A 23,961-nucleotide genomic window follows, 5' to 3' on the forward strand; every position below is an offset into this window, starting at 1 on the left:
ATTCAAAATGCTTTGTGAAGACTGTTTCGTGCTTTCCAATAGCTTTGTTTCTGGAATTTGTATCATCCATCTTCTCCCAATATTTTATAAACTCTCGAGAGGTAAACATACTTTTTTCAATAACGAGGAAATAAGACTGAAGATGAATCGGAATAGTTTTATATTTATTATACCCGGTAAAATCTGCTTGCGGCTCACCATATGAAATCCCCCAAAAATCCAGTTTTTGTGAAGCCATTTTTTCAAAAGTAGATTTTAGGTCGATAAAAGGACCCACATTTGTATCATTGACAAGCAATAGTTCATCAAATTGCGAAAGTGAATCTTTTGCCAGTGTAAGGATTCCCTGTCTAAACGCTGCTGTATCGTAGCCTTCGTTGGGACGAATATCTACGCGACCATAAGTTTCCAAAATCGTCTTATCTTCTGGAATGAGGGAACCATTGGCCACAATAATAATCTCATTGGACAGTTTAGCAAGTGCTCTCAAGAAAATGATTTTGTATTCTTGAAGTTTTTTACCATCTGCATACACCACGTAAACGAGTGCACGTTTCGGATTGTGGTAGTTATTTTTCGCACGCGCTTTATTTCGGAAAGGCCGAAGCAAATCTTTACGTATTTCTAGAAGCGGATGGACATTTCCTATCAATTTGCAGTATATTTTTTTAGGAGCTTTTAATAATAGCTTTGGTCTTTTTAAGACAAATAGGGTGCGTTTCGTGTTATGTATAATAAAATGCCCTAATTTATAGCTTCTTGACTGGACTAAATTTTGGAGTTGTTGCTCCTTAACTTGGAGCTGTCGCTCCTTGATCTGGAGTTGCTGTTCATTATAATGTAATACCTTCTCTAGATCCTGTATTAAGAGAAGTCGCTCCTCAGCAATTTCATTTATGGAAGTAAGTTTTTCCTTAAGTGCTTGATCATGTTTATCTCCAAGAACCTCTCTATACTTATTCAAAATATAAAGATAACTTTCAAAATATTGTTCAAAGTCGTCTCTTTGACTTCGTGAATCATCAAGAACTCTGTAATTTAATTTCGTCTCTCTTACAAAAAAAGCTTTCGCACCATTATTAAGAATTAAGTTAAGCCAGAAATCATAGTCTTCTAAATTTTTTAAATTTTCATCAAATTTAACATTTTTTATAACTTTTGTTCTAACTAAAGATGACATGTCAATTGAATTGTGTACAAGTTCATCTTCCAAGCTAAAGTCAAGGTTTTCACGTAACATATTGTGTTTCGCTTCGAAATCCCAAATTTGACAGTAAGCAATATCTGCCCCATTTTTCTCTGCTTCTTTGAGTAAGACTTCAATATGATTTTTATTCAAAAAGTTATCGCTATCCACAAACAACAAGTACTCACCTGTTATTTGTTCTAGGGCCGCATTTCTAACTTTTACTACACCTTGATTCGCGCCTGAAAAGTATTTTGTTTCTTTAAAAGGAGATTCTAGAAGTAACGAAGAGATAATCTCTCCCGAACGATCTGTAGAACCATCGTTAAAGACAATAAGCTCAATATTTTGATACGTTTGTTCAAAGATACTTTTGATACATTTTGCAATATATTTTTCATGATTGTAGCAAGTGACTACAACAGAAACCTTATCATTCATGGGGGTTTTTACTCCTTTTTTAAACAACTCCTGTCGGTTTTACTCTTAGAATAAATCCTCGATAGAAAACGATAAATAAATAAAGAACCATTATCGTAATTGTAGAGACTTTTGCAATATTTGCGACTGTTCGTTCTGAAAGTTGAATATTATACTTTGCGCCCAAGTTTTGTAATGCTGGAAGGAAGAAAATAATCAGGGGCTGGAGATAGCGACCAGAGAGTTCATCGAAGGTCGAGAGCGCTCTCTGACCAATATAGAAGCCTGCGAAAATACCAATCCAGTTAATAAAATAAGTCATTCCTGAGCTCCATACTGTCCATTTAGGATACACACGTCTGAACTCCCCCATAGCAACCCAGCAGAATAATAAAATCCATATGATATTGAAAAAGTCTGGAAGATTCATTGGAGTAATCATCCACATTCTTCGTGCGTTAGGGCCCATAGTTGCAAAATTTAAATAGTTATTAAAAAATACTTTTCCAAAATGAATTAAGCCAAGTTTTTCGTTGAAAAGAACAAGTCCTGCGATAACCAAGGCAACAATTAATGTAGATAACACAATTATTGTGTGTTTCTTCATTTTCTTAATCGTGGTAACAACAGGTTTATAGACCATTGGTAGTCCAATAAGGGCAAAGAGAGAGAAAACATAATTTTTCTTCGCTAAAAAGAGCAACAAGATAGTCGCTAAACTATAAATCTTTTGCTTTTTACTCAACTCCTTAAAATTCTTGATTTGTGTTAACTCTAAAAAGTTGAGTGCAAACATTGCAAAGACAATAAAACTAAAGATATCGTAACTTGGACTTGCAATCTTCATAAGGTAAGGAACAGTAAAGAGCATCACGAGCAACCACTTACCCTGATTACTTTTCTTGATAATAAAGTAAAAGCAAAGAGCGAAAAACAGGAGATTAGCAAGTCTACCACCATAGTCCATCACACCAATGCTTGGATAGATAAGACGGGCGATTAACACACCTATGGACGCTGGGAGATGCATAAAATTAATGGGGACAAAACTATTTCCATTACTCGTTAAATTGAAGCGAATACCATCATTCTCTAAATCCACTTTTTTGAAAATAGTATCCTTGATACTGATATTTGCTGTACTACCTGTAACACCTCCTATAGCTTCAACTTCTAATGTTCTGAGAGTAGGTGTGGTCATTACTTCTGGATGTTTCGATGAAAACTGATTATAGGCATAACTAAGATGATAACCTTCATCCCCTGTCGTCATCGGTGGTGTGAGAAAAGTTGAGAATACACCAAAAATGAGCACAACGATGATAAAGAATTTCTCTGCAGGGAGCTTTAATTTTCTATTGTCCGTCGTGTTCATTTTTTTCTCCTTATGAAATGATTTTTAGTTTAGCTAATAATGAATAAATATAGTTCGTTCTTCTATAGGGGAAGGCTTTTAATAAGGCTTGCTGTTTTTCTTCAAGCCCTTGGATAGGGAAGTATGCTGCAATTTGTTGTTCTTGGTAATCTTGATTCAACATCAAGTCCAAGTCTGCCAACTTATGCTCTTTTCCTATTGCTGAATAATAATCTTCAAATTTGAAATCTCCCCCAACCAGACGGTCTGAGAGATTCATATGTAGATTAGGGATTTTAAAACTGTCAGCAACGATTAGTCCATGAAGTGAGGAAGAAAAAACAAGTTTACAAGAGGTGATATCAGTGATTACTGCTTGCGGTGCACGCAATACATCAATAATTTTAAATCTTGGATCTGCAGCCAATTTTTGAATAAAAGGGTGGTCTGCTTCCTCAAAATGAGGAATGATTCCTATTTTATCTTCTTTATTGGGACTTTCTTGGTAAACTTTATTAACAAGAAGTCCTGGATCACCTAGTGGCAGGGGTGGGAGCTTCAAATCTTCTTGCGTAAGCTTTCCACGTACTGCATGAAATTTTAGTTTCGAAAAATTAAGCTCTGAAAAGTTGTGCAAGGGATATGTTTCTTTGATCGAACCTACTTCTGCCTGAAGTGGGTAGATTGTTCCACTGCCCCAGATATGTACCTTTTTCGTTGGCCGATTACACTCTAAATCAAGTAGGATATGCAAAAGGCTCCCAACAGAGAGCAGATCTGCTTTTCTGATATCTGGTTCATAAACCACTTCAAGGTAAGAGAATAGGTTTTGGATAATTTCCGGACCAAGTTCATCCCCAAAGTTAGGTTTATCACCAGGTGCTTTCCATGAATACAGTTTGATTTTCTTTTTTGGGATCATTTGATTTCTTTTAAAAGTCCATAAGTGCGTTTGTCTGAAGAATCACGATAAACAAAGCTAAGTAACGGCGAGGCAGTCAGAAGCTCAGTTTCAATGAACCCATCCTCTGCTACACGCCGTTTCATCCGGATTGTTGCAACTAAGCCGAATTCGGTATTGTGAAAATTCTCCATCGGGATTTCAATAGTGTCTACTGTGTGTATTGGCATTGAACCACTATCGTAGATTATTCCACCACGTTTTACATCGTGAAGGCTGTAAGAAATAAATAAATCTGATTTATCCAATGTTTCATCAAAAAGTTGTACATTTAATTTTCCAACAAACTTATCTTCTGGTTTTGAAAGCGAAAGAGGAGATACTGGTTCAATTGCAATCTTTGCGGCAACAGTTGCTTCTTCTCCAACGGATGTATTATTTCTTGCAAGATTATCTTCAGAATATTTGTTGGTGATATCTTGGATATTGCCTTTTTCAACAATGCCCTCTTTAATATAAATTGCTTTATTACAATATTTTTGCACGGCATTCATATCGTGAGTGACTAAAATCGTTGTTTTACCTGAAGCTTTGCGTTCTAAGAAATAATCGTTACATTTACGTTGAAAGGCTTCATCTCCCACAGCAAGTACTTCGTCAAGAACAAGTACATCACCTTTAGCCTTGATTGCGACTGAAAAGGCCAATCTCACTTGCATTCCACTTGAGTAGTTCTTTAACTTTTGGTTCATAAATTCATGGAGTTCAGAAAATTCCACGATATCATCATACATCTGATCGATCTCTTCGGTAGAAAAGCCAAGCATCGCGCCATTCAGGTAAACATTCTCTTTACCTGTAAGTTCTGGGTTAAAGCCGACGCCAAGCTCAATAAAACTGACCAGTTTTCCATTAACGGTAACTGTTCCTTTTTCTGGTGTATATATTTGAGAGATAATCTTTAAAAGTGTTGATTTTCCTGAACCGTTACGACCAACAATTCCAAAAAAGTCACCTTTTTCAACGGTAAAGTCAATATCTTTGAGAACATGTTGTTCCTTATATCCTTTAATGCCTCGCATGCGATTGACCAAAGTTGTACGTAGACTCGTACTTGCTTCAGTTGGGAGGCGGAAGTATTTACTTACATGATCTATTTTTACTGCTACTTCTGACATTCTTTCCTCCTTAAACAATTTCCGCAAATTTATTCGAATTTTTATTGAATACCCACAATCCTAAACCAAAAATGAGGACGGAAAGAACATAAGGGATAGCAATTACGAATGAATTATCCCAAAGTTGCCATAAGGTCGGATTCGTATTATTACTAAAAGTTAACACATAACGCATATCTTGAATAATTTGTGCCATTGGGTTCAACATTTGAAATTTTGCTACGGTAAGATGATTGGTTGAAATTTGGGTAATTGGATAAATGATCGGTGTACCATAAAATCCGGCCTGCATGACAACTTCCCAAATAGGCCCCAAATCTCTAAAATAGACAAAAAATGTAGCAAGTATAAAGGAAATCCCTGTAGTAAAAAGGATAAGCTCTAATAAGAGTGGAACGACAAAAATAACTGTCCATGACATCTGAACACCATTAATTAAGGCAAAGACAGTCACTACTGCAAGTGAAATCATCAAATTAATAAAAGCGTTGACAGCAACTGAAAAAACGATAACTGATTTTGAAAAGTTCACTTTTCGAAGCATATCCCCTCGACTTACGACTGAGAGCATTCCAATTCCTGTTGTTTCACCAAAGAAATTCCAGATGGTTATCCCTAAGAGCAGTGCTACAGCAAAGTGAGGTGTTCCTTCACCAAAACGCATGAAACGTACAAATACGAGATACATAATCAAGAAGAGCATTACGGGCTTGAGGATCGACCATAAATAACCAATAGCACTCCCTTGATATCTAAGTTTGAAGTCTGTTTTAATCAGTTCTTTAAGTAGAATTTGATTTCTACGGCTGAAGAAATTCATTTATTTTTTCCTTTATATGCAAATTTTGTAAGAATCAGAGTACGGAAGATTTTAGTATGGAAACTTTTATTCTTTCGTAACTTGTACTGATTGAGTGTGAGACGTCGCTTTTCCTTTGGCATGTTGAGCAAATCAACATAGTCTTGGATAAGCGCCTCGTTCGACAATGATAACTTATCCAGTTTCTCTGTCAGAAGTTTTTGTGCTTGCTTTTGACTAGATTCGATAAGCCACCAATACTTTTCAAACCAAAGATGTGGCCGTAACCATTTTTTCATCCGCTTCGTCCACGTTCTTGCCCCCAGTACATTCGCATCATGCTGGCGATAGAGGTGCGTTGGTTGATCTATGTATACCAATTTCCCTATTGCGGTAGCTAGAAGTGCTAAATACCAGTCATGCATGATGATATCCTCAGTGGTTTGCCACTCTTCTGCTAAAGCATGATTAATCATGCTCGCACCACCAGTAACAGTGTTTTCTGTGAGTTCTTGAACCAGTTCCGTATTGGCATGATCGGACTGACTGCGAATCATACTTTCCGATAAGATATTGAGTTGTTTATCAACAATCTTAAGGTCCGTGTAGTACATAGTAGGGATATTACTATCATGCTTTTCTGCTTCTACCAGAATAATTTCCAATTTTTCTGGTAGCCAGTAATCATCCTGATCAGCAAAAAAATAAAAATCAGCAATATCAGCTTTTACCAATTGATAAAAAGATTGAATTACACCAACGTTTTTGGCTTTAATTACTTTAATTCGATGATCTTTACTGGCAAAATGCTCGATTATTTTAACGGTTTCGTCCTTGGACCCATCATCTCGAATAATCAAGTTCCAATCTTGAAATGTTTGTTTCTGAATGCTTTCAATTTGCTCAGCAACAAACTTTTCACCGTTGTAAGTCGACATTAAAATATTAACTTTGGGCATGTTGAGAGGCCTCTTTCGGTTTCAGTCGCTTATTTTTGTAAATAAGGTTTCATACTGGGCACAAATGTGTTCCCATGTGTATTTTTCTTCAATAATTAGTCTTGCTTTGTTTTGTAAATTTTGACGTGCATCAGTTGTTATTTTTTCAACTTCTGAAAGCACGTTTGAAAGGTTCTCCTTATCGAAATAAATGACGGAATCTCCCGCAGTCATCCGATTAAAATTCACACCAAGGACGACATTGACTGGAGTCGACCACATGGCTTCAAGAAGACCTGGGTTGGTTCCGCCCACCTCATGACCATGCAGGTAAGCAAAAGCCTGCTCGCGGATAAAACGCAATTCATTTTGATCATAAACTGTGCCCACAAATTTGATCCGAGGATCCCTGTCAAAATTTGTCTGAGCTCGGAGTTCTTCATAATAAGGATTTCCTTCGTGATTTGTAATAATCACTAAATCCCTCTTCGTTTTACTTTTCATAAAGTGACGAATGAGTAATTCATAATTGTTTTCAGGCACAAATCGCCCTACAATCAAATAATAATCACTAGTTTTATATTTTACCAGAGTTTCTGATTCTGTCAAATTTGAATTGAACTTCTCCGTACCGTAAGCAATCACCTCACTCTTGACTTGGCCATATTCTGCACGTAAATAATCAAGAATACCTTGATTGTCACTAATAATCATATCCGCACAACGGACCATTTTTTTCTCCGCATGCTTAAGATAGCGGCGCACAGGTTTCGGCCACTTGGTACGTTTCCACTCAAGCCCATCTGGATTGACAAGCAGCTTTCCGCCGACCTTATGAATTTTATGAGCATAGTGACCAATAATGCCACCTATCGTATTTCCTAATATATAGAAGACTGGTTCAATAATTTGTTCCTCTTTAATTTGCTTAAGGGCTGCATTAATTGCCAGAGCATCATATGCAATTACACGTGCTGGTCCAATGTTTGGCACATTAATAACAAAGCAATCAGCCCCTCGATAATCAAAATGACCATCCACAACTTCTATATCTGAATTCTCGCTTTGACAAGCCACATGATATTTAATATTTTGATTACTTTGGTGTTTAACCAACTCTTCTACAAAAGTCTCAAACCCTCCATACTTTGCTGGCAATCCACGACTACCAATAATAAAAATGTGTGTTTTCATGTTTTTCTACGTTTGCAAGCGCAAACTTTTAACCTCTCAAAGCGAGAATTCTGCCTTAAAGACAGAATTTCGCTGTTTTTTTATCATCTCCAAAACTTGTCGATGCCATATTTATTTTGCTGTTTCGCCTTTGACTTTATCTTTATTTTCTCTTAAGTCACCAATGGTCAGCAATTGTGCAAGAGCTTCTTGCCATGTTGGAATATTAAATCCTGTAGCTTTCGCTTTAGCAAGACTCATCGTTGAGTTAAATGGTCGTTTCGCGGCAGATGGGAAATTACTTGAATCTACAGGTTTTACAACTGTATCTGTATCTTTCAAAATTTCTTTAGCAAAATCAAACCATGTTACATCTTCTCCAGGTGCAGCATCGTTTGTCAGGTGATAATAACCTGCTTCTGCTTGTTGATCAACCAAGTAGACCATAAACTCTGCTAATGTACGGGTCCAAGTAGGACGACCGTGTTGATCATTAACAACGGTGATTTCTGGAAAACGAGTGGCGAGATTTTGCATTGTAAAAACAAAATTTGGTCCGTAGCTACCAAATACCCATGCTGTACGAATCGTATAAAATTTCACACCAGATGCTTCAACTGCTTGCTCCCCGAGTAATTTTGTACGTCCATATTCTGAAACAGGGCCTTTAGGCGCATCAACTTCCCATTCTTGACCAACAGGTAAATCACCATTGAAAACATAGTCCGTTGAAATATAAACAAGTGTTGCTCCAACACGAGCAGCTGCCTCAGCTACATGACGTGTGCCATCAACATTAATTTTTTCGTTAAGAGCTTTACCTTCATCTTCTGCTTTATCTACAGCAGTGTAGGCAGCGCAGTGATAAACCAATTCTGGTTTATTTTTGTCAAAGAAAGTATCAACAGCAGTTTTATCCGTAATATCAAGTTCATTAACATCTGCTGCAAAGTATTTTACATCACGTTCATCAAGAAGATGGCGTAACTCAGTACCAAGTTGGCCATTTCCACCAGTAATTAAAATCATATTTATTCCTTTATCTTAGAGAACTTTTTGGCTTTCAGCATATTTTGCTTCAACAGCAGCTTTTTCTGCCTTCCACCAGTCTTGATTTTCAGTATACCAATCAATTGTTGCCTTCAAGCCTGACTCAAAGTCTGTGTGTTTAGGCTCCCAGCCAAGTTCTGTACGAAGTTTTGTATTGTCGATAGCATAGCGCAAATCATGGCCAGCACGATCAGTTACACGATCATAAGCGTCAGGTGCTTGTCCCATCTCCGTTAAGATTTCTTCTAAAACTTCTTTATTATTTTTTTCGCCATCGGCTCCGATAAGATAAGTTTCACCCATACGACCTTTGGTCAAAATTGTCCAAACGCCAGAAGAATGGTCTTCTGTATGGATCCAGTCACGCACATTTTTACCATCGCCATAAAGTTTTGGTTTAATCCCAGATAAAATGTTTGTAATTTGACGTGGGATAAATTTTTCGATGTGTTGGTAAGGTCCATAGTTATTTGAACAGTTTGAAATTGTCGCTTTCAAGCCAAATGAACGTACCCAAGCACGGACAATTAAGTCCGATGCTGCTTTAGTCGAAGAGTAAGGACTTGATGGATTGTAAGGTGTTTTATCAGTGAATTTCTCACCTTCGCCTTCGCCATGTCCTGGTAAATCTTCGCGGTAAGGCAAATCACCATAAACTTCATCTGTCGATACATGATGGAAGCGTAAATCATATTTTCGTGCCGCTTGAATCAAGGTATATGTCCCAATAAAGTTCGTTTGGATAAACTCATCTTGTGATTTAAGTGAGTTGTCGTTGTGGCTTTCTGCCGCATAGTGCACAATCGCATCTGCCTTGGAAGCAACCTGATCCACAATCTCTGGATCTGCAATATCACCAACGACAAGCTCTACACGATCTCCAAGAATCATGTCAATATTGGCACGATTTCCCGCATACGTTAATTTATCTAAAACGGTAATATGTACATCTGGATGATTATTATAAACGTAGTGTACGAAATTTGAACCGATGAATCCAGCACCACCAGTGACTACGATATTTTTAAATTCAGTCATTGTTTTTCCTCTAGTATATTTTTTATTGCAAGCGATAGTCTTGTTTGAATTTCTGCGCTGACACAATTTTTAAATATTTGCCATTAAACACCAGAAATTCATCTTGAGCAGCGTTAATCTTGATCAAACCACCAGTATTAACAATACGTAATGTTTTATCATTTAACCAAGAAAATCCACCTGAAGCAAAGGCCTTCTTTACCCACACAGGTTGTTCATTTTCCTTATTCACTTGCCAAAACTCTAGTATTCTTTTACTTTGTAGATGTTTGGCCTTCATTTTAGCCGAGTAAATCTGCGGTTAGGGGTTTTACATCTGCAAGCAGTGGGTGATTTTTATCTGCTTCACTCACTTCAGCATGTGCAAGATCTTCCCACTCAATACCTAAAGTTGGATCTGCATAATTGACGAAAGCGTATTTTGGTTTAAGTTCCAAAGCCCAATAGTCATTTACTAAGTAAGAGTATGAAACAGTATCACTTAAAACTTGGAAACCATTGGCAACGCCACGTGGTACAAAAATGCCCTTGCTGGCATCAATCACTGTTTGGTAAACATGACCAAAGCTCTCGCCTTCACGAAGATCTACCCATGAGCCCAAAACACGTCCACCATCTGCTACAGAAATATATTTGTCCCATGGTTCAGCGTGTAAACCGCGCAAAACATTTTTACGTGAGAAAGAAACGTTATTTTGTAATTTTCCTTCTGCGAAGAATTTTTCTGGGAAACCGAGTGGAAGCATCTTTTCTTTTTGAAAGTTTTCTTTAAACCAGCCGCGATTATCACCATGAACCGGAATATCAAATTCAAACATACCTGGAATAGCTTCAATTTTGCGTGCTGCAAGTTCTTTTCCAAAAAAGTTATCCGTCATTTATTTATCACCTACCAATTTAAGTAAATATTTACCGTATGCGTTTTTCTTAAGCGGTTGTGCAAGTTCACGTACGGCTTCTTCAGAAATATAGCCCATACGCCATGCAATTTCTTCAAGGTTAGCAACCATAACGTTTTGCATACGTTGAACTGTTTCAATATATTGCGCTGCCTCGAGCAAGCTTTCATGTGTTCCTGTATCGAGCCATGCAAAGCCACGCCCCATAAGTTCGACAGAGAGATCACCACGTTCAAGATAGGCCTTATTCACATCTGTGATTTCCAACTCTCCACGTGGTGAAGGTTTGATGTTTTTAGCAATCTCTACAACATCATTATCGTAGAAATAAAGCCCTGTTACTGCGTAGTCAGATTTTGGTACCTCAGGTTTTTCTTCAATTGAAACAGCGTTCATGTCTTCGTCAAACTCAACAACACCAAAACGCTCTGGGTCTGGCACTTGGTAACCGAACACAGTTGCGCCTTTTTCTTTGGCTGCAGCAGTTTGAAGTAACTTAGACATCCCTGGGCCATGATAAATGTTATCACCCAAGATAAGAGCAACTGAATCATCACCAATAAAGTCTTCGCCGATGATGAAAGCTTGAGCCAAACCATCTGGACTTGGTTGAACAGCATACTGCAAGTTTAGACCGAATTCAGAACCATCTTGCAAGAGTTCTTGGAAACGCGGTGTATCTTCTGGTGTTGAGATGATCAAAATATCTTTGATCCCAGCCAACATCAGTGTAGATAATGGATAATAAATCATTGGTTTATCATAGACGGGCATCAATTGTTTACTTGCTGCACGAGTCAGTGGATACAAACGCGTTCCTGATCCACCTGCTAAAATAATCCCTTTCATGAGGTACCTCACTTTATTTCTTCTATTTTATTATAGTTAATCAGCATAATTATAGCATATTTTTACTTTTATTTCATTCTAATTCTGCCTGAGGTAGGAGCAAAAAGGACTAGAAGCAACGCTCTAGCACCTTTTGTTTAGTATGTTTCAATTATAATTTTTTAAACATGAATAAGCCTCCCTTTGTCAGTAAATATTGTGCAAGAGGTGCAACAATCAGAAATGGGATAAGTAATGTAAAATGAAGTGGACTCGGCCATGCCAAATTAAGGAAATCTGTACCCACAATTAAAGCTACAAAAAACGAAAGCTGTGTGATTGTGAAAATCCATAAACGATAGCGCTTAATAGGCCAAAATATCATTGACACCATCTCCAGTCATCGCTACTGTGTGCCCCTGCTTCTTCAGGATTTGCACCATCATTTTTTTCTGTTGAGGGGAGACACGACCAAAAATTTGAAAATTTTCTACTGCAAACTCCAGTTCTGCCTCTGTTTTTAGTTGACTGGCATCAACATACTGCTCGGCATCCGGTAAGGAAACAGCCTTCGCAATTGCCGATACTGTTACAGGATCATCTCCAGAGATGATTTTACAACGTACACCCTGCTTTTTAAAATAGGCCAGAGTCTGTTTAGCATCGTCACGTAAAACATCAGAAATAACAATGAGCGCTTCTGCAGTTAGGTCTTCAGGAAGTCGGTCTCTATCAAGTGCTTGTTTTGAGCGGGCCAAGACTAACACACGATAACCCTTTTCTGCATACTTTTGTGCGTGCTGTTCTAACACGACACTTCCCTTTGGAAACAAAAACTGCCAAGCACCTAAATAAAAGGTCCCTTCTGTAAACTCAACTGCGCTGTATTTTCTCTCAGAAGAAAATGGCAACACTTGAGAAACATTGTAATCCTTTAATGAAGCAAAATACTTCCTTAAGGCTTGTGCAGTGACGTTTTGATCTGGGAGGTTTTCTAGAAGATTCCCCATAACACGGATAATGTGCGGCTCAGAATGTTCAGTCAGACTCTCAATCTTTTCCACTTTCATTTCACCCGTCGTAATGGTCCCTGTTTTATCCAAGCACAGCACATCCACTCGTGCAAGCGCATCAATCGTATGCAGCTCTTGAACCAAAACTTTTTGCTTCACTAAGTTGATAACTCCCAACGTTAAAGCCATACTGGTCAATAAAATCAACCCCTGTGGGAACATACCCTCTAGGGCAGCAACCGTTCCTAGAACGGCTTGTTTGTGGCCCGTATCAATGACATAAAACAACTTGAGGTAAAGCAAAATCCCCAAGGGTATCATAATGAAACTTACAATGCGTACAACTTTTGCTAAACTGTCACGCAACATTCGTTTCTGTTTCTTTATTTTTTGAGCTTCATGGGCTAATTGATGAATATAATTGTCTTTTCCTACATGAACAACCCGTGCAACGGCTGTCCCACTTGTAACAAAACTACCCGAAAAAAGTTCTGCATCTGCTTTTTTAGTCAGCGCGTCAGCCTCTCCGGTAAGCAAAGCTTCATTTACTTCCACTTGCCCTTCAATGATTTGGCAGTCACATGGAATTTGATCTCCAAGTCCCAGAAGAATAATGTCATCAAGCACAAGCTCTTCTTGTTTTAATTCAATCTGTTTCCCTTGACGAAAAGTCTTGACCTTACTTGTATTCAATAAAGAGAGCTTGTCGAGCAAGCGACGTGCTTTAATTTCCTGATATAAACCAATTCCTGCATTCACTGCAACAACAATAATGAAAAGCGCATTTCGATGCGAGCCCACTGAAAGCACTAAAATAAAAAGGAAAATATTGATTAAGTTAAAAAAGTCAGCAAATTACTCGCAAAAATTTGGCCGTATGTTTTACTGCTCTCATTCTTTGCGATATTGACCTGACCTGATTTCAACCGATTTTCAACTTCTTTTTGTGATAAACCTTCATATTTAAATGACATAAGCTCTCTCCTAACTCTTATTCTATCCTAACATTATTAGAGAAGCAAATACCTTACATTTTCGAAATAAAACCCCGTCACAATGAGGACGGGGTTAATTAGTTTACTTTGTTTGACGTGCCATCGAAGACTGCACATTGAATTTACGTTGAATAAGAAAGCGAATCCCCATCACGGCTGCTCCGAGAATAATTGTAATGTACGGAGCAAGTACAATATTGATGGATTTAGGTAAGAGAGCGACCAAGACAGAAACGCCTGCCCATGCCACCATCGCAACAGCTAACATTGCAAAGCCTTTACCTTTTTTCTGTGGGCGTTGTGCACTGTAAAAATATTTATACATCCAGTACATCACCAAACCAGCGAGAGCAGAAGAAGCCAGCGTTGTCAATAGACCGTAAACACTTGCTTGTGGCTGGAAGAGACCCATCAGTCCCATAACCACTGAAATCACACCAAAGAAAAGTAAAGCACTATCTAGCCACATCAAGAAGGGTGATTCATTTTTCGCTGTTTCCTGACGTTTTACCTTATCTTCCTCAGGTTTATACTGTGTCGCAAATTCCATTGGTGCCCCCAATAATTTGCGGGCCAGAATACCTTCCTTTTGTCCTTCAATGATTTTCGGCAAGATTTCAGCGAGTATTGCTTTGATTTCCTCGTCTGATTTTCCTAAAAGCATCAATTGCTTTGTTACGTTATGTACATATTCGCTATTTTTGGCAGTGAGTTGCTCGATTAGATTTTCCATATCTCCTATTATATAAAAATTTTGGTGAAATTTGGAAATAAAACTTGATTTTTTTAATAAAAAAATGTTATACTAATTTGGTATGTTATTTTGAGGGTTTCTGTAAGAATTGTGTTTCAGATCTGAATTTTTAGAGATGCTCTTTAAAAAAAGCATAAAATTTTTAAGGAGGAACCAAACCATGTCAAAAGAATGTTATTTTACTGGTCGTAAGACTGTATCAAGTAATAACCGTTCACACGCTATGAACCAAACTAAACGTGTAGTTAAACCTAATCTTCAAAAAGTTCAAATTCTTGAAAACGGTGAACTCAAAACTGTATGGGCTTCAGCTAAAGCATTGAAAAAATTGCCTGCAGGCGTTGAGCGTGTATAATTGGATAAAATAAAGAAAGCTAGTGAATCTTATTTACTGGTCTTTTTTATTTTCTTCTCTTTCTCCAACACTTTAAAAACCAAAGATCATAATTAACGATTGATCTTTGGTTTTTTCATCTTCTAAAACTCTTTCGACTTAAGACCCCTTCCCCTAAAGCACTTACAAGGCTAAATTGACCAAAAAACCAATAAAACAACTGTTCTATTTTACAAAATTATGATAAAATGAAGTGATACATAAATTATTATGGAGGAAAGTGCTGTATGATTCAACAGCACGCATATGAAAATGACCGTTACTATTAATACTCAACATGGTAATGTTGACATTGCAACAGATGTTATCGCTACTGTTGTAGGTGCAAGCACTACTGAAATTTTCGGCGTTGTCGGCATGACAAGCAAAAATGCTGTAAAAGACAATTTCCGTAATATCCTCGGACAAGAAAACTATTCTAAAGGTGTTGTCGTTACGACAACCGATAACCAAACAATCATCGGTGTTTATGTTGTTGTCAGCTATGGTGTTAAAATTAGCGAAGTTGCCAAAAACATCCAAGAACGTATCCGTTTCAATCTGGAAAATCAACTTGGCATTGTAGCAGCTAAAGTCAATGTATATGTACAAAATGTGAAGGTGGTCGAAGACTAGTGTCAAATATTAACGCAAGTAAATTTCAAGAAATGATTCAGGCGGCAGCAAGTCGCCTTAACGAACAAGCTGAATATGTCAATTCTCTGAATGTCTTTCCTGTCCCAGATGGAGATACAGGAACAAACATGGGGATGACAATCACAAATGGTGCCAAAGATGTCGCCGAAAAGCCAGCCGAAACTGTTGGACAAGTTGCTCAAATCCTTTCCAAAGGTTTGCTCATGGGCGCTCGTGGTAACTCTGGTGTTATCCTTAGTCAAATCTTCCGCGGTTTTGGACAATATGCCAAAGACTACGATGAACTTGATGGTATTCATTTAGCTAACGCTTTGCAAAATGGTGTTGAAGTCGCTTATAAAGCAGTTATGAAACCTGTTGAAGGTACAATCTTAACTGTTTCACGCGGTGCTGCAGAACTTGCAAATCGTAAAACTAATGAGACTGACGATGCAACAGCTATTATGGAAGCTGCTCTTGAAGGCGCTAAAATCGCCTTAGCCAAAACTCCAGACATGTTGCCAGTCCTTAAAGAAGTCGGCGTTGTCGATTCAGGTGGTCAAGGTTTGGTTTATATCTACGAAGGCTTCTTGATGGCTCTCAACGGTGAATTCGTCCCTGAAAATCCTGAGCAAGGTTTAGGTGCCATGGACCGTATGATTAACCTTGAACACGAGTCTGAAACAAGTGTTGCGGGTGCTTCTACAAGCGATATTAAATACGGCTACTGTACAGAGATTATGGTCGAGTTAGGCCAAGGTCCAACAGCCCGTGAGAGTTATGATCACGATAATTTCCAAGCTTACTTGGCAGGTATCGGTAATTCACTTTTAGTTGTTGATGACGAAGAAATCGTTAAAGTCCATGTCCATACTGAAGATCCTGGTCTTGTCATGCAAGAAGGGCTTAAATATGGTCGTCTGGTTAAGGTTAAAGTTGACAACATGCGCCTCCAAAACGAAGGCGTTGCTGAAAAAGAAAAACAAACAACATCAGCACTTCTACTTCTAAATCTGACTGGGGCTTGATTGCCATCGCTGCTGGTGATGGTCTTGCTGATATTTTCCGTGAAATGGGTGTACAGCATGTGGTTTCTGGTGGTCAAACAATGAACCCATCAACAGAAGACATTCTCAAAGCTATTGAAGCTGTCAATGCCGAAAAAGTTATTATTCTTCCGAATAATAAAAATATCTTCATGGCTGCCAAATCTGCTGCTGAAGTTTCAGATATTCCTGTTGAAGTGATTGAAACAGCAACTGTTCCTCAAGGTTTTACTGCCTTGCTCAGCTTTGACCCAACAAAATCAATTGAAGAAAACAAAGAAAATATGACTGCTTCATTAGCAGACGTACAATCTGGTTCAGTGACACAAGCTATTCGTGACACCAATATTGATGGTATTGATATCCATAAAAAAGATACACTTGGCATGGTCAATAATAAAATTGTCGCATCAACCAAAAAAATGAACGATGCTATCTTTGCTGCTTTTGAAAAAATGATTGATGAAGACAGCGAAATTGCAGCAATTTATATTGGTGAAGATGGTAAAAAATCAAATGCCGAACGTATTGCCAAAGAACTAGAAAAACGTTACCCTGAACTCGAAGTAGAGATTCATGACGGTAAGCAACCTGTTTATCCATACATTTTCTCTGTAGAATAAAACACAAAAAACTGGCCTCTCAAAGCTAGTTTTTTTGTGTATTTGTTTTCACGTGAAACATTCTTTTTTTATTCACTTCGTCCCATACACAAATTTCCTCGAAATTACAAGTAATTCGTGTTATACTTATTGTAATGTCAAATACTTTTTACATCCCATTGAAGGAGCATGCATGAAAACACTGAATACTGCCCGTATCGGCCAAATATATTATGTAAATAAAATATTAAAATCCGAGCATGCTGGAAAACTTCGAGAGCTTGGTTTTGCCCCTGATACGGAAGTTGTTTTAATTTCTATGGACGGGGAAAATGCGCTTTTAAAGATTGGTCAGACACGTTTAGCGCTAAGCAGTTTCTACCTCAACACGATTTTGATTAAAGATGAACAATCAAATGAGGAACTTATACCTCTCTCGTCTTTGAATATCGGTCAAAGTGGCGTGGTCCGATTACTCGAGGGAGAAAGTGAAATAAAACGTCGGCTTATGGATATGGGGATTACGAGGGGAACAAGTATTGCGGTGCATAAACTTGCACCACTAGGAGATCCTATGGAGCTTCATCTGCGGGGTTACTCACTTTCTTTAAGAAAGAAAGATGCTGAAAAAATAAAAATTGTTGTCCAAGATTAAAAGGAAATAAAGATGACTAAAATCGCTTTGCTAGGAAACCCAAATAGTGGGAAAACAAGTATTTTCAATATATTAACTGGCAGTAATCAGCAGGTAGGAAATTGGCCAGGTGTAACAGTTGAATGTAAAACAGGACGTTATAAAAAAGACAAGAATATCGCTATTCAAGATTTACCGGGAACTTATTCTCTCTCACCTTATACTTTAGAAGAACAAGTCACACGAAATTATCTCAGAGAGACACCACCAGATGTCCTTCTCAATATTATTGATGCAACAAATCTCGAACGCTCACTGTACCTCACATTACAACTGATGGAGTTTAATATTCCTATCGTCATCGCTCTAAATATGAGCGACTTGCTAGAATATCAAGGTAAACAGATTGATATCGAAAAACTGTCTTACAGTTTAGGGCTACCTGTCGTACTTACTAGTGCTTTAAAGAAGAAAGGCCTAGACGAAGCTATTCGAAAAGCTTGCCAGCCTCTTGAAGTGACTCCTTTAGATTATGATCACCGTCTTGAAAGTGCCTTAGCAGAAATTCAAACGATTTGTCCCCAAGCAAAGAATCGTTTTGAACAAATTAAACTTTTTGAAGGGGACAGTATAGCCTCGAACTCCCTCACTGCCTCACAAGGGCAAGAATTAGATGAAATCGTAGCAATCACCGAAAAAATTATGGGCGACGATCGTGAATCCATCATCGTTAACGAGCGCTATGATTTAATTGGCCAAATTGTTCGTTTGGTTGTTACAAGCACACATAAAGGACAACTTAATCTAACAGATAAAATCGACTGCATCGTTACCCATAAATGGTTGGGCCTTCCTATTTTTATCCTTATCATGTGGCTCGTTTACTTTTTAGCGATACAGGTCATTGGTACACCCGCTAGCGATTGGCTCAATGATAACTTTTTTGGTAGTTTTCTGCCAGATATTTTACACCAAGTAATGGATAGCTTGGCGATTGTTCCTTGGGTCCAATCCCTACTCATTGATGGTGTCCTCGCCGGAATTGGGGCTATCCTAGGCTTTGTTCCACAAATCTTCGTTCTATTCCTCCTGTTAGGCTTTCTTGAAGATTCAGGCTATATGGCTCGTGTCGCATTTGTGATGGATCGTATTTTTAGAAGATTTGGCTTGTCTGGTAAATCCTTTATTCCCATGTTGATTTCTTCTGGCTGTGGTGTACCGGGAATTATGGCTACCCGTACAATTGAACAAGAAAGGGACAGAAAAATTACCATCATGGTGACCACCTTCATGCCCTGTTCAGCAAAGTTGCCGATTATTGCTTTAGTTTCAGGTGCCTTTTTTCACTCCACCAGTTGGGTTGCACCTAGCGCATACTTCTTAGGCATGGCCATGATTATCCTCTCAGGAATTATTTTGAAAAAAACGAGAATGTTCGCGGGAGATACTTCTGCTTTCATCTTAGAATTGCCTACTTACCATATACCTCACTTTCCTACAGTCTTTAAATATGCGTTTGATCGAGGTTTGAGTTTTATTAAGCGCGCTGGGACAATCATTTTTGCGCTCAATGTCGCACTCTGGTTCTTGTCAAACTATAGCTTCACTTTGCACCAAGTTGAACCCGGCCAATCAATATTAGCAACGCTCGGAGGATACCTGAGTATTGTTTTTGCTCCTCTAGGCTTTGGGGAGTGGAAAGCCACGGTAGCTACCTTGACTGGACTAATTGCCAAAGAGACTATTGTCGGAACTATGAGCCAATTGTACGCCCAAGGTGCAGAGGTAGAAAATAACGGTCGAGCCATTTGGACGGCTCTACAAAATAGCTACACACCACTGGCCGCTTATTCTTTACTTGTCTTCAACCTGTTATGTGCACCCTGTATTGCTGCTATTTCGGCAATTTATAAGGAAATGGGTGAAGTTAAATGGACTTTACGCGCTGTGGGCTTTCAAACCGCTGTGGCTTACAGCATGAGCTTTATCATTTATCAGTTAGGCTCTGCCTTTCTTACACAATCCTTTAGCATTAGTACATTACTTGCAGTACTTCTCTTGGTTTTTGGCCTTTATCTTATCTTCCGTCGACCAAAATACACATCAAACAAGGAGGAACTTTCTCTTGAACTTAGCTAGCATCGTTCTTTTAGCCCTTATTTTAATAGCAGCCTTCTTTTCACTGCGCAAAACAGTGCGGAGCAAAGGAGCTTGCGATGACTGTACAACTACGACCTGTCCTGTTAAGGGGGTCTCTGCCTTAGAAATCCCATCGAAAAAAGACTGTTGTGAATAAGAAAAACCTTCCTTAAGAGAAGGTTTTTCTTATTCTCAGAGAACTAAAGCAAGAAGCATGAGACCCGCTTGCAATAGCGAGAAGACCATTAATATTTTTACTGAAGCAATAAAAGTTTCACTTTTTACTTGTCTTTGGAGGTAAGGACGCGCTTGTTTGATAATGAAAGGCAAAAGTATAAACATGAGCAACATGAGTGGAGAGATTAGTCCCAGAACTACTGCCCCAACGATTGAGATATAGGCCAATATAATGGCTAATGTCCACCAGCGCAAAGCATTCTTTCTCCCGATGTAATGCACGATAGTATATCGATGATTACCTTCATCCTCTTCCAAATCACAAGTGTTATTCGCCAGCATCAAGTTAGAAATTAACAAGGTACTTGGTAAAGCAACAAGGAAGGTTGATGCCAAAGTTGCAAAATCCCAAACAAAAACAGCACTCGTATTGATATACACACAGATCAGAAAAATTAAGTAGCCCATTGTTAAACCACTGGCCAACTCACCTACAGGTAAACTTGATAAGGGTTTTGGTCCAGCTGAGTAAAAGATACCAATGAAATAGCAAAAAAGTCCTAACCAAAACACCGGCCAGCCCACAAGTCCTGCTACAATTAATCCTAAAATCAAGGAAAGAGAGAAGAAGAAGAGTAACAAGCCCTTTATCAGCGAAAGTGATAGATTTTCCCGACCAATGATATTGGTATTTTTCTTGTAATCTTCCGTATCCACAGCCTTATGGTAATCATTGTAGTTGTCCCAAATATCTACAAAACAGTTAAAGCAGAACATAGCCACAAAGTAGATGATTAATGGGCCAAAATTGGCTATTTGATAATGATAAAGTGAATAAGCAACTCCCAGTATAAAAGGAAAAACGCTCGCTGTTTTAGCTTTCAGCTCAATAAGCTCAGCAAATATTTTAAAGTTCATTTTTTAATAATTTCTTTGTAATAAGGTTTGGGTAACTTCCATCAAAATTTCGCGGTTACGAGATTCTGGGAATTTTTCTATTTCAAGTAACGCTTGATTGGTTAGATGTTTTGCTAAGAAAAGACTTCCTGTAATGCCTCCTAGATCAGTGACCAGTTCGGAAAATTCGATACATTCTTGACGACTCAGTCCTTCTGGTGCTTCCAGATAAGGTAAGACTTTTTCAGGCGCATCTTCTTTTGCCAGCAACAAGGGTAAGGTATAAATCCCTTGACGAAAATCCGTTAATATTGGTTTATCAGCTTCTTCCAAACCGACTGTAAAATTAAGTACATCATCATAAATCTGAAAAGCAAGACCAATCGCTAAACCAATCTTTCGTGCAGACCGTTGCATCTGCTTATCACCACCAGAGAAATACACACCTTCTAAACAAGCTAAACTCAATAGCTCTGCAGTTTTACCACTGATAGCTTTAAGATAGCGTCTAATACTGTTGTCTGCATTAAAAGCTGATTGCATCTGTGTAAGTTCACCTTGAAGAATCTTTTTCATCGATCTTGCATTACGCGGCAAAAATGGTGTCGCAGCCATTGTTTCACAAAGCAACTCGAAGTAAACCGTATAAATAAAATCACCCGTGTATACTGCAACATCCTTGCCAAATTGTGCTTCAACACTCGGCAAGCCTCGACGTAAAGGGGAATCATCAATAACATCATCATGAATCAGTGTTGCCGAGTGTAACAACTCCAAACTGGCTGCTATTTTAACCAAACGTTCTTCGTCTTCTATCTCCTCGTCAACTAAGCCAGAAAATAGAAAAAAAAGCGCTGGCCGAACCATTTTACCTCCGCGCGTCGTAAACTTTTGTAATGCGTCACGTATATCTGTATTATTTACCGCTAAACGTTCTGTCATCATAGTTTGTACTGCGATAAGTTTTTCCTTAATTTCAGGATAGTCCTGCCAAAAATCTAGCACTTTTTCCCCTTACTACCTATATCTATCGTTTTTATATCTCTCTTATTCTAGCAAAATCCACCTTAAATTTCGATATAAACGACTCACTTTTTTCTCTTATTACTTATTATCGAATTTCAATAATATTTTGTTGTGGCAAGCGGTAACTTGCTTGACCTTTTGCTTCTGATGAGCCCAATACAACCAAGAGCTCTGGACGGTAACGTTTATCGACTTCGAGAATTTCATTCACGCGCTCAGTACGTTCAAAGCCAAGAATAATATTGCCTTCATAGCCTCTATTTTTGATGACATACATGAGATTCATCGTCACAAAACCGATATTCAATGATAAATAGCTTGCTTCCATCATCTCGTCCATATTTTCAAACATTTGGGGATAGCGACTATTGAAACGTTGCAGTTGTTCACTATCCATTTCTCCAGCCCCGGTACGTGCAATTTCACTTGAGCGTTCGGAAAGATTAGTATCACTAAAGATAGCAATGACCGCTCCAGCTTCTTTCACTTGTTGACCATTTTTTCCATGAACAACGGATAGAAGTTCTTGACGTTTTTGTTCACTCTCAACAATGACAAAGTGCCAAGGTTGGATGTTATGTGCAGAAGGTGCTAAACTTGCAGCAGAAATAATCTGTTTCACATCTACTGTTGGTATTTTTTTACCGTCAAATGTTTTTACAGCGTGGCGTTCTTTATTAATTTTTACAAAATCCATGAATATCCTCCTCTCATTATTGTACCAAATTTGCATATTTTTAGTATATAAAAAAGGGGTAAATCCCCTCTATTATCCTATTTGTTATATTCTCGCAAAAATTGAGACAAAGCAGACAAACCCTCGCGTAATGTCTTTTCATCCGTACAATAGCCTAAACGTGCATAGCCTGGCAAGTCAAACCTATTGCCCGGTACTAAAAGAACGCCTTTGTTTTTAAGCAAGGCCACGCAAAATTCTTCTGTTTGGGCCGGATCGAGCGTTTCAAATTTCACAAAGCTTGTCGATACTGCTTTAGGAAATATCATTGATACAAGTGGCTCATTTTCCACCCACTCTCGAAGTATCTGCAAATTATTAGTGACGATTTCTTTATTCCGCGCCAGTACTTGATCACGGTGTTTTAAGACTAGAGTTCCTAAGGCATCATCAAAGACTCCACAACAAATCATTGTATAATCGCGGTATTTGCGAAACTCATCTGCTAGTTTTTCATCTTGAGTCGCCACCCAACCTAAACGTACACCAGGTACAGAATATGTTTTAGAAAGCGAGTTCGTCGAGATACCTTTTTCATATAAGTCAACAATTGGCGCATAATCTTCCGCATCATCAAGAGGCAAGTAAACCTCATCGACCAAGACATAAGCATCAACTGTTCGAGCCAGTTGAATGACCTCTTCCAAAAAGGCACGGTTTAGGGTTGTACCTGTCGGATTATTGGCATTGTTCAAACAAATCATCTTTGTGTTTGGACGAATCATCTGACGGAGTTCATCCAATCGTGGATACCAGTTTTCCGATTCATAAATTTGCCAAAACTCAATTTCGGCTCCTAAAGAACGTGGAATATCATAGAGCTGCTGGTAACTTGGATACTCTGCAATCACATGATCTCCCGGCTCGATCAATCCATACAAGACCAAATGATTGGCACCCGTTGCGCCATTTGTCGCCAAAATATTTTCTGCGGGAACTTTCGTATAAAGCTTGGCTACTTCTTGCTTAAATTCAGGAGAGCCTTCAATCCATCCGTAGTTAAATTTTTCCTGCATTAAGTGAGACATAAAGCTTTGGCCCTTGTCTTCTTCCAGATTTAATATTTCTTGCAACGTCATGGATGAAATCGTTGATTGAGCAATGTCATAAACTGCTTCTTTTTCCCATACATTGAGCCATTCTTCTACTCCAAAACCATCTATCTTCAT

21 protein-coding genes and 2 pseudogenes are annotated in these 23,961 nt (G+C 38.4%); 5 read left to right on the top strand and 18 right to left on the bottom strand.

All coding sequences use genetic code 11. The features are described 5' to 3' along the window. The 14 genes and pseudogenes from LACDD01_RS12365 to LACDD01_RS07225 form a co-directional block, all read right to left on the bottom strand. A partial coding sequence (locus LACDD01_RS12365) for a rhamnan synthesis F family protein (protein WP_231863398.1) occupies positions 1–1,627 on the bottom strand: 1,627 nt, incomplete at its 3' end. 19 nt (positions 1,628–1,646) lie between these two features. Then, the gene (locus LACDD01_RS07165) at positions 1,647–2,981 is read right to left on the bottom strand and encodes a DUF2142 domain-containing protein (RefSeq protein ID WP_061413995.1); all 1,335 of its coding nucleotides are present in this window, start codon (positions 2,979–2,981) and stop codon (positions 1,647–1,649) included. A 10-nt stretch (positions 2,982–2,991) separates the two neighbouring features. Beyond that, positions 2,992–3,882: a polysaccharide pyruvyl transferase family protein gene (locus LACDD01_RS07170; RefSeq protein WP_040086880.1), complete on the bottom strand. Its 891-nt coding sequence runs from the start codon at positions 3,880–3,882 to the stop codon at positions 2,992–2,994. Continuing rightward, positions 3,879–5,039 carry an ABC transporter ATP-binding protein gene (locus tag LACDD01_RS07175; RefSeq protein WP_061413997.1) on the bottom strand — a complete coding sequence of 387 codons (1,161 nt, stop codon included), beginning with the start codon at positions 5,037–5,039 and terminating at the stop codon, positions 3,879–3,881. Before LACDD01_RS07175 ends, LACDD01_RS07170 begins: the two co-directional genes overlap by 4 nt. Before the next feature lie 10 nt (positions 5,040–5,049). After that, positions 5,050–5,859 carry an ABC transporter permease gene (locus LACDD01_RS07180; RefSeq protein WP_019293026.1) on the bottom strand — a complete coding sequence of 270 codons (810 nt, stop codon included), beginning with the start codon at positions 5,857–5,859 and terminating at the stop codon, positions 5,050–5,052. Next, positions 5,856–6,797, bottom strand: a complete 942-nt coding sequence (locus tag LACDD01_RS07185) for a glycosyltransferase family 2 protein (RefSeq protein ID WP_061413999.1) — start codon at positions 6,795–6,797, stop codon at positions 5,856–5,858. The genes LACDD01_RS07180 and LACDD01_RS07185 overlap by 4 nt, the downstream gene beginning before the upstream one ends. Positions 6,798–6,818: 21 nt before the next feature. Next, complete coding sequence (gene cps2T / locus LACDD01_RS07190; RefSeq protein WP_061414001.1) at positions 6,819–7,970, bottom strand: beta 1-4 rhamnosyltransferase Cps2T; 1,152 nt, start codon at positions 7,968–7,970, stop codon at positions 6,819–6,821. Positions 7,971–8,081: 111 nt separating this feature from the next. Beyond that, complete coding sequence (gene rfbD, locus LACDD01_RS07195; RefSeq protein ID WP_061414003.1) at positions 8,082–8,978, bottom strand: dTDP-4-dehydrorhamnose reductase; 897 nt, start codon at positions 8,976–8,978, stop codon at positions 8,082–8,084. Positions 8,979–8,993: 15 nt separating this feature from the next. After that, positions 8,994–10,037 (bottom strand): dTDP-glucose 4,6-dehydratase, encoded by a 1,044-nt coding sequence (gene rfbB / locus LACDD01_RS07200; RefSeq protein WP_019293029.1) that lies wholly within the window; start codon positions 10,035–10,037, stop codon positions 8,994–8,996. A 22-nt stretch (positions 10,038–10,059) separates the two neighbouring features. Further along, complete coding sequence (locus tag LACDD01_RS07205; RefSeq protein ID WP_019336021.1) at positions 10,060–10,317, bottom strand: hypothetical protein; 258 nt, start codon at positions 10,315–10,317, stop codon at positions 10,060–10,062. A 1-nt stretch (position 10,318) separates the two neighbouring features. Next, positions 10,319–10,915, bottom strand: a complete 597-nt coding sequence (locus LACDD01_RS07210; RefSeq protein ID WP_061414005.1) for a dTDP-4-dehydrorhamnose 3,5-epimerase family protein — start codon at positions 10,913–10,915, stop codon at positions 10,319–10,321. Further along, positions 10,916–11,785 (bottom strand): glucose-1-phosphate thymidylyltransferase RfbA, encoded by an 870-nt coding sequence (gene rfbA, locus LACDD01_RS07215; RefSeq protein WP_019292678.1) that lies wholly within the window; start codon positions 11,783–11,785, stop codon positions 10,916–10,918. It abuts the gene before it with no gap. A gap of 151 nt (positions 11,786–11,936) precedes the next feature. After that, positions 11,937–13,751: pseudogene (locus LACDD01_RS07220) on the bottom strand (HAD-IC family P-type ATPase). Positions 13,752–13,854: 103 nt separating this feature from the next. After that, positions 13,855–14,505, bottom strand: a complete 651-nt coding sequence (locus tag LACDD01_RS07225; protein ID WP_019336023.1) for a DUF1129 domain-containing protein — start codon at positions 14,503–14,505, stop codon at positions 13,855–13,857. Positions 14,506–14,686: 181 nt separating this feature from the next. Here LACDD01_RS07225 and rpmB point away from each other — a divergent pair, with 181 nt between their 5' ends. The 5 genes and pseudogenes from rpmB to feoB all read left to right on the top strand — a co-directional run bounded on the left by rpmB (position 14,687) and on the right by feoB (position 19,956). Continuing rightward, positions 14,687–14,881 (top strand): 50S ribosomal protein L28, encoded by a 195-nt coding sequence (gene rpmB, locus LACDD01_RS07230; RefSeq protein WP_003133678.1) that lies wholly within the window; start codon positions 14,687–14,689, stop codon positions 14,879–14,881. Between the two features lie 291 nt (positions 14,882–15,172). Further along, on the top strand, positions 15,173–15,535 hold the full coding sequence (locus tag LACDD01_RS07235; protein ID WP_026063759.1) for an Asp23/Gls24 family envelope stress response protein: 363 nt from the start codon (positions 15,173–15,175) through the stop codon (positions 15,533–15,535). Next, a pseudogene (locus tag LACDD01_RS07240) lies at positions 15,535–17,204 on the top strand (DAK2 domain-containing protein). The gene LACDD01_RS07235 and the pseudogene LACDD01_RS07240 overlap by 1 nt, the downstream one beginning before the upstream one ends. A 172-nt stretch (positions 17,205–17,376) precedes the next feature. Next, positions 17,377–17,838, top strand: a complete 462-nt coding sequence (locus LACDD01_RS07245) for a ferrous iron transport protein A (protein ID WP_019292682.1) — start codon at positions 17,377–17,379, stop codon at positions 17,836–17,838. A 12-nt stretch (positions 17,839–17,850) separates the two neighbouring features. Beyond that, positions 17,851–19,956 carry a ferrous iron transport protein B gene (feoB, locus tag LACDD01_RS07250; RefSeq protein ID WP_061414007.1) on the top strand — a complete coding sequence of 702 codons (2,106 nt, stop codon included), beginning with the start codon at positions 17,851–17,853 and terminating at the stop codon, positions 19,954–19,956. A 192-nt stretch (positions 19,957–20,148) separates the two neighbouring features. Here feoB and LACDD01_RS07255 read toward each other — a convergent pair whose 3' ends face one another. The 4 genes from LACDD01_RS07255 to LACDD01_RS07270 all read right to left on the bottom strand — a co-directional run bounded on the left by LACDD01_RS07255 (position 20,149) and on the right by LACDD01_RS07270 (position 23,961). Beyond that, positions 20,149–21,051, bottom strand: coding sequence for a prenyltransferase (locus LACDD01_RS07255; RefSeq protein ID WP_019292684.1), 903 nt, complete (start codon positions 21,049–21,051; stop codon positions 20,149–20,151). A gap of 3 nt (positions 21,052–21,054) precedes the next feature. Then, complete coding sequence (locus tag LACDD01_RS07260) at positions 21,055–22,035, bottom strand: polyprenyl synthetase family protein (protein WP_019336027.1); 981 nt, start codon at positions 22,033–22,035, stop codon at positions 21,055–21,057. A 106-nt stretch (positions 22,036–22,141) separates the two neighbouring features. Beyond that, positions 22,142–22,753 (bottom strand): nitroreductase family protein, encoded by a 612-nt coding sequence (locus tag LACDD01_RS07265; protein ID WP_019293036.1) that lies wholly within the window; start codon positions 22,751–22,753, stop codon positions 22,142–22,144. Positions 22,754–22,830: 77 nt separating this feature from the next. Further along, on the bottom strand, positions 22,831–23,961 hold the full coding sequence (locus LACDD01_RS07270) for an aminotransferase (protein WP_061414008.1): 1,131 nt from the start codon (positions 23,959–23,961) through the stop codon (positions 22,831–22,833).

It is taken from the genome of Lactococcus sp. DD01 (assembly GCF_001578715.1).
GTDB lineage: Bacteria > Bacillota > Bacilli > Lactobacillales > Streptococcaceae > Lactococcus > Lactococcus petauri.

What these genes read in the sequence shown, in the direction of transcription:
- LACDD01_RS07255 (WP_019292684.1), bottom strand. Translation starts at nt 21,051, where the DNA reads ATGAACTTTAAAATATTTGCTGAGCTTATTGAGCTGAAAGCTAAAACA.
- rpmB (WP_003133678.1), top strand. Translation starts at nt 14,687, where the DNA reads ATGTCAAAAGAATGTTATTTTACTGGTCGTAAGACTGTATCAAGTAAT.
- rfbB (WP_019293029.1), bottom strand. Translation starts at nt 10,037, where the DNA reads ATGACTGAATTTAAAAATATCGTAGTCACTGGTGGTGCTGGATTCATC.
- LACDD01_RS07185 (WP_061413999.1), bottom strand. Translation starts at nt 6,797, where the DNA reads ATGCCCAAAGTTAATATTTTAATGTCGACTTACAACGGTGAAAAGTTT.
- LACDD01_RS07170 (WP_040086880.1), bottom strand. Translation starts at nt 3,882, where the DNA reads ATGATCCCAAAAAAGAAAATCAAACTGTATTCATGGAAAGCACCTGGT.
- LACDD01_RS07265 (WP_019293036.1), bottom strand. Translation starts at nt 22,753, where the DNA reads ATGGATTTTGTAAAAATTAATAAAGAACGCCACGCTGTAAAAACATTT.
- LACDD01_RS07270 (WP_061414008.1), bottom strand. Translation starts at nt 23,961, where the DNA reads ATGAAGATAGATGGTTTTGGAGTAGAAGAATGGCTCAATGTATGGGAA.
- LACDD01_RS07165 (WP_061413995.1), bottom strand. Translation starts at nt 2,981, where the DNA reads ATGAACACGACGGACAATAGAAAATTAAAGCTCCCTGCAGAGAAATTC.
- LACDD01_RS07205 (WP_019336021.1), bottom strand. Translation starts at nt 10,317, where the DNA reads ATGAAGGCCAAACATCTACAAAGTAAAAGAATACTAGAGTTTTGGCAA.
- cps2T (WP_061414001.1), bottom strand. Translation starts at nt 7,970, where the DNA reads ATGAAAACACACATTTTTATTATTGGTAGTCGTGGATTGCCAGCAAAG.
- LACDD01_RS07235 (WP_026063759.1), top strand. Translation starts at nt 15,173, where the DNA reads ATGACCGTTACTATTAATACTCAACATGGTAATGTTGACATTGCAACA.
- LACDD01_RS07210 (WP_061414005.1), bottom strand. Translation starts at nt 10,915, where the DNA reads ATGACGGATAACTTTTTTGGAAAAGAACTTGCAGCACGCAAAATTGAA.
- LACDD01_RS07225 (WP_019336023.1), bottom strand. Translation starts at nt 14,505, where the DNA reads ATGGAAAATCTAATCGAGCAACTCACTGCCAAAAATAGCGAATATGTA.
- rfbA (WP_019292678.1), bottom strand. Translation starts at nt 11,785, where the DNA reads ATGAAAGGGATTATTTTAGCAGGTGGATCAGGAACGCGTTTGTATCCA.
- LACDD01_RS07175 (WP_061413997.1), bottom strand. Translation starts at nt 5,039, where the DNA reads ATGTCAGAAGTAGCAGTAAAAATAGATCATGTAAGTAAATACTTCCGC.
- LACDD01_RS07180 (WP_019293026.1), bottom strand. Translation starts at nt 5,859, where the DNA reads ATGAATTTCTTCAGCCGTAGAAATCAAATTCTACTTAAAGAACTGATT.
- rfbD (WP_061414003.1), bottom strand. Translation starts at nt 8,978, where the DNA reads ATGATTTTAATTACTGGTGGAAATGGCCAACTTGGTACTGAGTTACGC.
- LACDD01_RS07245 (WP_019292682.1), top strand. Translation starts at nt 17,377, where the DNA reads ATGAAAACACTGAATACTGCCCGTATCGGCCAAATATATTATGTAAAT.
- feoB (WP_061414007.1), top strand. Translation starts at nt 17,851, where the DNA reads ATGACTAAAATCGCTTTGCTAGGAAACCCAAATAGTGGGAAAACAAGT.